This is a genomic window from Streptococcus sp. 79, from assembly GCF_013277425.1.
In the GTDB taxonomy this organism is placed as follows: domain Bacteria; phylum Bacillota; class Bacilli; order Lactobacillales; family Streptococcaceae; genus Streptococcus; species Streptococcus pseudopneumoniae.
On sequence record NZ_VMMW01000133.1, the window covers coordinates 1 to 8,127 of the forward strand.

Here is an 8,127-nt window from a genome sequence, read left to right on the forward strand (position 1 = left end):
GGGAATCTACTATAGTAGATTGAAACTAGAATAGGACGTTGTTGCTGTGAAAATATTCCTAGAAATTACGTTGACTTGCCCATTAGATTTTTTCATGTCTTATTTCAATTAAATATAAAACTAACTTCCAGTTTTCCACAACCTAGATTTTAGTATTAGAAAAACGCGTGAAATCAGTGGAAATCCGTCTGAGACTAACTTCCACTGATTTTCTTTTTCTTGATATATAAGGGTTCAAAAGCGAAAAGACTCAGAAAAAAGTGCACGACAAATAGCCCTAAAACAAAGTCGTTTTAGAGTAACTTCCAGTTTTGGGAGAGAGAGATGGAAGTTACTTTGAGAAGTTACGAGGATTTTTAGAGGGATAATATCTATAGTGTCTTTTTTCTCCAACTTGAGAAAATCTTTGGAACGTGATAAAATAAAGGATAAGGATTTTTAATAATTCATTATATAGAATGAGTGGATTTCTTTATGAAGAGATTTGAAGTATCTACGAAAATTGGTAGTCTCTCTGTTACTTATCGAAAGCAAAAGAAAGTGCTAGTTTGTTTAAATGGAGCAGGTTTGCTACCAAGTTATGAAAATTTTTCACTTATAATCGAAAAACTTCCTCCTACAATTGGTTATTTGACAATTGATTTTCCAAACACAGGTAGGAGTCCGATTCATGACCAAGCTGACAAAAATCTGGATAATCTTGTAGATGCAGTTTATGAAGTGCTTGAAGAATTGGAGATTTCTGAATATATACTTTGTGTACATAGTTTGAGTGGAATTTTAGCTTGCAAATTACTCAAGAAACCAATTAAGTGTCAGGCTTTAGTAGCAGTGGAACCGACAACTAAAAACGTCATGTTTGCTGATTTTTCAGAAAATCCTTATCCAGAAATGGAAGAACAGATGAGGCTGATTGACGAGTATGGACCTGAACTTTATTTGAAGAATTTAACTCAAGCAACATTTAGTCCTGAAACGAATAAAGAAATCTGGGAAATAATGCAAAAAAAAGGCTTAGAGTTGGAAAACCAAAATCCAGGATTTCAGATATCTGGAGAGATTACTGAGGAAGATTTTGAGGATGTATCAATACCAGATTGTATCCCTGTATTTGTTTTTTGTCAGCCTTATAGAGAAAGAGAGTACAGAGAATCAGAATATTGGACTTCCAATACTAAACTCATTTCAGGAGGGAATCACCATTATTTACAATGGTCAGAATCCGAAAAAATTGCAACTATTATTCGAGAATTGTCAGAATAATATGGATAGAAATAGACTACAGGAGACAAGATGAACTACTTTAATGTTGGGAAAATCGTCAATACTCAAGGGTTGCAGGGTGAGATGCGAGTCTTGTCTGTGACGGATTTTGCAGAAGAACGGTTTAAAAAAGGATCTGAGCTGGCCTTGTTTGATGAAAAAGATCAGTTTGTTCAAACAGTGACCATTGCTAGCCACCGTAAACAGAAGAACTTTGACATTATTAAATTCAAAGATATGTATCATATCAATGCTATCGAAAAGTACAAAGGATACAGTCTCAAGGTCGCTGAGGAAGATTTGAATGACCTAGACGATGGTGAATTTTATTATCACGAGATTATCGGTTTAGAAGTCTATGAGGGTGATAACTTGATTGGAACCATCAAGGAAATCCTGCAACCAGGTGCTAACGATGTCTGGGTGGTCAAGCGAAAAGGCAAACGTGACTTGCTCTTGCCTTATATTCCACCAGTGGTTCTCAATGTTGATATTCCGAATAACCGTGTCGATGTGGAAATTTTAGAAGGGTTAGATGATGAAGATTGATATTTTAACCCTCTTTCCAGAGATGTTTTCTCCACTGGAGCACTCAATCGTTGGAAAGGCTCGAGAAAAAGGGCTCTTGGATATCCAGTATCATAATTTTCGAGAAAATGCTGAAAAGGCCCGTCATGTAGATGATGAGCCCTACGGAGGCGGTCAGGGCATGTTGCTCCGAGCCCAACCCATTTTCGATGCCTTTGATGCTATTGAAAAGAAAAATCCGCGCGTTATTCTCCTCGATCCTGCTGGAAAGCAGTTTGATCAGGCTTATGCTGAAGATTTGGCTCAAGAGGAAGAGCTAATCTTTATCTGTGGGCACTATGAGGGTTATGATGAGCGCATTAAGACCTTGGTAACAGATGAGATTTCCCTAGGCGACTATGTCCTCACTGGTGGAGAATTGGCAGCTATGACCATGATTGATGCTACAGTTCGCCTGATTCCAGAAGTGATTGGCAAGGAGTCTAGCCACCAAGATGATAGTTTTTCTTCAGGTCTTTTAGAATATCCTCAGTACACACGTCCCTATGATTATCGAGGCATGGTCGTGCCAGATGTATTGATGAGTGGCCACCATGAAAAGATTCGTCAGTGGCGATTGTACGAGAGTTTAAAGAAAACCTACGAGCGCAGACCAGATTTACTTGAACATTATCAACTGACAGTAGAAGAAGAAAAAATGCTGGCAGAAATCAAAGAAAACAAAGAATAAAGGAGAAACCTATGCAAGTAATCAAACGTAATGGCGAAATTGCTGAATTTAATCCAGATAAGATTTACCAAGCCATCTTGAAGGCAGCCCAAACTGTTTATGTTTTGACAGATGATTTGCGTCAAAATCTTGCTCAGGTCACTAAGAAGGTAGTTTTGGATTTACAAGAAGCCAAGGTGGAACGTGCGACTATCAGTATGATTCAATCTATGGTTGAACATCGTTTATTGGGCGCAGGTTACATTACCATTGCAGAACACTACATTTCCTATCGTTTACAACGTGACTTGGAAAGAAGTGGTTATGGAGATCATATCGCAGTTCATTTACATTTTGAACAAATTCGCTAAGAAAAAAGAGTGGGATGAAGCAACTACATCTCACTCTTTCTTAAATCTATTTTTTTGGGCTGTTTGGACAGTTGAGGGGACAAATCGCAGGCGTTGAATATCGCTTATACGGATAATCCGGCTCACATTTTTGGCAAAATTTTTCACGATAATTTGCTGTCCTTGCTGATCGTATTTGATGATGTCACCTGTAAAGCTTGTCTCAGACAAGATAAGGTGAACAGCAGTTTGTTTCTGGATAGCCTCTTCAATAGTGGCTGTAAGGGAGTTGCTTTCAGTCTGGTCAGGTTGGTCATGTCCATTTAAAAAGTCATGTATTTTACCTAGAACTTGCTGGAATTTATGTCTCATATTGGCCTCCCTTCTTTTATATCAATATTATATAAAATTTTCCTAAAATCTACAAGATTTTACGAATAATCAGATGAAAGTTAAAAAAAGGAGAAGAAAATGGCAGAATTTACATTTGAAATCGAAGAGCACTTGTTGACTCTTTCTGAAAACGAAAAGGGTTGGACCAAGGAAATCAACCGTGTGAGCTTTAATGGTGCCCCTGCAAAGTTTGATATTCGTGCTTGGAGTCCAGACCATACGAAGATGGGCAAAGGAATTACTTTTTCCAATGAAGAATTTCAAACAATGGTGGATGCTTTTAAAGGAAACTAAGTTTTCAAAATAAAAGAAAAGGATACTGAGTTATGACAACTCGATATCCTTTTTTAGTTAGCAAAGTAAGCCTGATTTTTAAGGCGTTGAAGTAGAGGACGACTAATCAAACTAATAGCTAGAAGTTTACCAAGGTCTGGAATGATAAAGGGAATGACCCCCACAACAAGAGCTTTTTCAAATGCCATTCCAGCTAGAAAATGCAAGCTGAGAATCCCTCCGACAAAGACAAGGGCATCACCCAAGAGATTTGCAAGAAAAATATTGACAATTCCGCTCTTGCTGTTGGTTAGAGAGGAAGTAAGTCCAGAGTAAACGAGATAAAACCAAAGATAGCCTGCAGTAGGGCCAACTAAAGCCTGAAAACCAGCTCCACCTCCTGCAAACACAGGAAGACCGATAGCACCTAGAAGAAGATAGAGTCCAACAGAAAGTACAGCCTCTCTCGGTCTAAAGACAGTAGCAATCAAGCCGATTGCAAAGTTTTGCAGAGTGAAGGGAACAGGTCCAACTGGAAGACTGATTTGTGCCAAAACAGCAATGAGAGCAGCCCCAATAGCAGGGATAGCATAAATGTGAGCTTTTTTCAAAATAGTTAACCTCTTTTCTGATGTATAGTAACTATTATACTCATAGAGGAATCATTGTCAACCAATTTTTTAAAACAAGGTAACAAAAACTGTAACGGCCGATTTTGCTTATTGGTTAAGTTGGATAATTTTTTTGTTGATTCGAAAATTGTCTGTATAGATAATCCTATTTTATTAATAAAAAATATACTAGTAAATATTTGACAAATTAAAAAATAAGTGTTATATTAAAAATGTAAACGGATGCATTTAGATGTGTTCAATTTTAAAAGGAGGGGTAGTTACGAGATATTTTAACGACTCTAGATACCATAACGGTGATTAAAAACCTAAATATAATCAATTCATATTAAAGTAATATGGAGGGACTAAAAAGAGACTATTATTTAATCTTCATCAAATATTTAAATTCAAGGAGAAGTAAAATGAAAAAAAGAATTAATAAGAAAGCATCTGTTTTTCTAGCTGCAAGTGTTTTCAGTTTTAGCTTTGCTACTGCAGCTAGTGTTGTTAGTGCAACTACAGCACACCCTGCTCCATATCCGATTATTGATGTATGGGAATATGGTGTAAATGATAACTATGGTTATTCGAATTACTTTGTTAAGTCTCCAGATAATATTGGTTCAAAATCTTCAGTAACGAATTTTTGGGGAACAGTTAAAGCTCAGGATAAAAAAGATTATGGATGGGCATATTCAAGTGCAACAAAATCTTGGAACGATGTTCGCTTAAATGCATATTGGGATTATTATAGATTTTAAAAATAATTTATGAAAACAGGAGACCCAATTATAAAATAGGGTCTTTTGTAATATGGTAATTGCTTATGAAATTAAAATTATGTATCATTGGATTCTTCTTTTGTTTGATTGCTACAATTGGTCTGGTCACTATTAGTGATACCGAAATCCCCATACCTTTACCAATTGATGGTGCTTTCTCTATTCAAGGGAAAAGTAATCTTTCTAATAACGAAATATATGAAATGGTTCGTGACTTATCAAAAACGGAAAAGGTTACCATTTACAAGCCAATCGTTCAGAGTTCGGGTCAGTTGAAGTATGTAAATTTTGATGATGTAAATAATGAACAATTAAAGTCAGCACCAATAATAGGGATGTATTATACCCTTGGGAAAATGGATGTAGATAGTTTGAAACCACTTACGATGACGGGGCTGCAAACAGTCTATATGGCTTATCCTTGGTATATAGGAGGAATATTACAATTCACTGGAACTTTAAGAATACTGTTAATGGGTTCCATTTACTTAACTTTATTAGTTGTTTTATTTGTTGTTAGGACGAGGCAGATCAAAGAAGGAGTGATACGACGTTCTTTGGGCTTGCCTGTATACGATCTTAGAAGAGAGTATGTGATTTCTCTTATTTTTGAACTGATTATGATGGCTTTATTGATGATTTCTTACAGTTCTTTTTTGGGAAATGGTTTCTTCACTTATAGTTCTAAGTTATTTTTCTCTCTGCTTTTAACGAATTTTATACTATTTCAAATCATTGATCTCATCACCTTTGTTTTATTTTGGTCGACGATTCAGATTGAAAAGCCCATTGAAATTATCAAAAACAAGGCAAAAAACAAGCTTATTTTTGTCGTATGGCTTGCTATTATTTCGATTATTATCCTTGTCTCAGGAGTTTTTTTACAAGAAACAAAGAGTAGTCAATCTAGTATGAACATACAAATACAGAATTTAGTACCGTGGGACACAGTAAAAGACTGGAGAAGGATTGAGTTCCTTGGAATTGAAAGTAACTCTGCTAAAAATGGAGAAGTTAGTGATTCAGATGGTCAGTATCTACAGATAGTTGCTGCCTTAAAAAACTTAGATTTCTTATATATTGAACGATCTTCGGCATATGTTCCAGATTTTATGAAAACATCTCATGTTTTAGAAGACTTTTCTAAACAATTAGAAAATGACGGAATAACGAATCCAGAAATAAATAAAGAGTTGATTTATATTAATCAAACAGGTGCTAACCTACAAAACAAAGTGAATGGAACAAACTATCATCTTTTAGATAATAAGATAGCAACCATTTATATTCCTGAGAAGTGGAAAGAAAACCAGAAATCTATTGAGAATACAGTTGTAGCAGAACAATTTATTGGAACAAACTATACAAAAGAACAGCTTGCAGTACAAATAATTCCTGATGGTAATAAAATTTTTTATTTCAATGAGGATGCTGATATCGATCATAAAAATAAAGATATTTTACCAATGGCAAGTCTAGCAGATAGCAAAGATAATATAGTTGTTGTGTTAGATACGGACAAAATGATGGAAAATAATAAGTTTTCTTTGGCTAGTAACATACTATATAAATCTCTTTTTAGTCCTGAAGCGGTAAAAAAAATAAATGAGATGACTGTCCCGTTGAATTTCTCAATGAATCCAGTAGATGTTTACCAAATTGTGAAATTAAAGATTCAATCCTTAGAGCACCAAATTTTACTTTCACAAATCTTGCAGAAGATAATTTACAGTATTATCTTTATACTCATTTATCAATATGTCCAACTTTTTATTACTCTAAAACAGAATGAATATGTGAAAAAAATCATTTTGGGTCTGTCAAAAACATATATAGCAATTTCAAGTCTCAAATATTTTATGATGACTATTACAATGGTTATTCTATTTACATTTCTGATGACAGGACAAATAGAGTTGCTATATATTGGAGCGGCTTCTCTGCTAGTTTTGATGTTGTCGATCATAATGAGTTTTAGAAAATTATCTGAAAGCTACACTAAAATTTTAAAAGGAGATGAATCATGACAATTGACCTTTTGAACGTTTCAAAAAGTTTCGGCTCAAAGAAGATCTTTACAGACTTAAATTTAATATTTGAATCTGGAAAAAGCTATGCATTGATTGGAGGTTCTGGCTCCGGTAAAAGTACCCTTCTTAATATTATAGGAAGATTAGAAAAAATTGACAGTGGGAATGTTTTAGTTGATAAACAAGATATTTGGAAGATAAAAGAAAGAACTTTTTTTAAAAATACTGTTGGATATGTATTTCAGAATTATTCTTTAATAGATAACAAAACAGTATATGATAATCTGAGCCTTATCACTAAAGACAAAAAAACAATAACTGACGTACTTGAAAAAGTAGGACTGTCAAGTGACTATTTACATCAAAAAATATATGAATTGTCTGGAGGGCAGGCTCAACGTGTAGCTATTGCCAGAATGTTAACGAAGCCACGTAAAATTATCTTAGCAGATGAACCTACAGGAGCTTTAGATGGTGAGATTGGAAAAGAAATCATTCGCTTATTATTGAATGAAATAGCTGAAGATAAATATGTCATTATAGCGACGCATGATCCAGCTGTCTATAACGAAGTTGATGTGATAATTGACATGAAAGATATAGGGTATAAGGTATGAAAAAGAAAATTTATATTGCTTTGATCTTTGTAACTGGGGCACTTGCCATTTTCTTTTTTGGAAAACAAATGATTACAAAAGAAAATATCAATAAGCCAACGGTAGAGTTAACAATCTATACGCTTTCTTCTAGTGACACAGAAAAATGGAATAAAGTGAGACAAGTAGAAACGGAAGAAGCTATATACTTCATAACTGTGAAAGAAGTATCATCTTCAGAAGAAGTATTTTCAAACATCATTGCAAATGGAGCTGCTACGGGGTTCGGAGTTCGTGAAGAAGAAGTGAAGAAATTCAATAATGGTTTAGGAGACACCATAGAGGACTCTAAGCATAATAAACTAATTGAAATAGAATTTTTTACTTTTTCTGATGATGGCGCGGGATTTGTGGTAGCAAACTTTGACTACGGTAAAGAAGAGTTGAATTCTCAGAAAAAAGATATAAAAGAATTATATAAAAAAATATATGAATCTTTTAAAGAAAAGAATAAATGATTGTATTATAATCCTTGTATTTTGCTATGGTTTGTTAATTGATTTTTGCATATCTTATTTCAACATACTAT

The 8,127-nt window shown here is 34.5% G+C and carries 11 protein-coding genes; 9 read left to right on the forward strand and 2 right to left on the reverse strand.

All coding sequences use genetic code 11. The annotated features are described in order from the left end of the window. Window positions 1-474 precede the first annotated feature (474 nt). The 4 genes from HT729_RS11630 to HT729_RS11645 are packed head-to-tail and all read left to right on the forward strand — an operon-like array spanning window position 475 to window position 2,871. Entirely contained in the window at window positions 475-1,263 is a 789-nt protein-coding gene (locus HT729_RS11630; RefSeq protein ID WP_172926235.1) for an alpha/beta hydrolase, read from the forward strand. 30 nt (window positions 1,264-1,293) lie between these two features. Continuing rightward, window positions 1,294-1,812 (forward strand): ribosome maturation factor RimM, encoded by a 519-nt coding sequence (gene rimM / locus HT729_RS11635; protein WP_172926234.1) that lies wholly within the window; start codon window positions 1,294-1,296, stop codon window positions 1,810-1,812. Next, window positions 1,802-2,521, forward strand: a complete 720-nt coding sequence (gene trmD / locus HT729_RS11640) for a tRNA (guanosine(37)-N1)-methyltransferase TrmD (RefSeq protein ID WP_023940500.1) — start codon at window positions 1,802-1,804, stop codon at window positions 2,519-2,521. Before rimM ends, trmD begins: the two co-directional genes overlap by 11 nt. An 11-nt stretch (window positions 2,522-2,532) precedes the next feature. Continuing rightward, window positions 2,533-2,871, forward strand: coding sequence for an ATP cone domain-containing protein (locus HT729_RS11645; RefSeq protein WP_001196049.1), 339 nt, complete (start codon window positions 2,533-2,535; stop codon window positions 2,869-2,871). Window positions 2,872-2,901: 30 nt separating this feature from the next. On the opposite strand, the gene HT729_RS11650 is transcribed toward HT729_RS11645, so the two are convergent. Next, window positions 2,902-3,222 (reverse strand): hypothetical protein, encoded by a 321-nt coding sequence (locus HT729_RS11650; protein ID WP_049513506.1) that lies wholly within the window; start codon window positions 3,220-3,222, stop codon window positions 2,902-2,904. A 99-nt stretch (window positions 3,223-3,321) separates the two neighbouring features. Between HT729_RS11650 and HT729_RS11655 the strand changes: the two genes are divergently transcribed. Then, window positions 3,322-3,537: a YdbC family protein gene (locus tag HT729_RS11655; protein WP_023940504.1), complete on the forward strand. Its 216-nt coding sequence runs from the start codon at window positions 3,322-3,324 to the stop codon at window positions 3,535-3,537. 53 nt (window positions 3,538-3,590) lie between these two features. Here HT729_RS11655 and HT729_RS11660 read toward each other — a convergent pair whose 3' ends face one another. Next, window positions 3,591-4,127, reverse strand: a complete 537-nt coding sequence (locus HT729_RS11660; RefSeq protein WP_023933578.1) for a biotin transporter BioY — start codon at window positions 4,125-4,127, stop codon at window positions 3,591-3,593. A 425-nt stretch (window positions 4,128-4,552) separates the two neighbouring features. Between HT729_RS11660 and HT729_RS11665 the strand changes: the two genes are divergently transcribed. From HT729_RS11665 to HT729_RS11680, 4 genes are all read left to right on the forward strand, one after another. Next, entirely contained in the window at window positions 4,553-4,891 is a 339-nt protein-coding gene (locus tag HT729_RS11665) for a hypothetical protein (protein ID WP_000746103.1), read from the forward strand. Between the two features lie 65 nt (window positions 4,892-4,956). Then, window positions 4,957-6,939, forward strand: coding sequence for a hypothetical protein (locus HT729_RS11670; protein ID WP_023940507.1), 1,983 nt, complete (start codon window positions 4,957-4,959; stop codon window positions 6,937-6,939). Continuing rightward, window positions 6,936-7,559, forward strand: a complete 624-nt coding sequence (locus tag HT729_RS11675) for an ATP-binding cassette domain-containing protein (protein ID WP_172931925.1) — start codon at window positions 6,936-6,938, stop codon at window positions 7,557-7,559. Before HT729_RS11670 ends, HT729_RS11675 begins: the two co-directional genes overlap by 4 nt. Then, window positions 7,556-8,056, forward strand: coding sequence for a hypothetical protein (locus HT729_RS11680; protein ID WP_000727305.1), 501 nt, complete (start codon window positions 7,556-7,558; stop codon window positions 8,054-8,056). Before HT729_RS11675 ends, HT729_RS11680 begins: the two co-directional genes overlap by 4 nt. Window positions 8,057-8,127 lie beyond the last annotated feature (71 nt).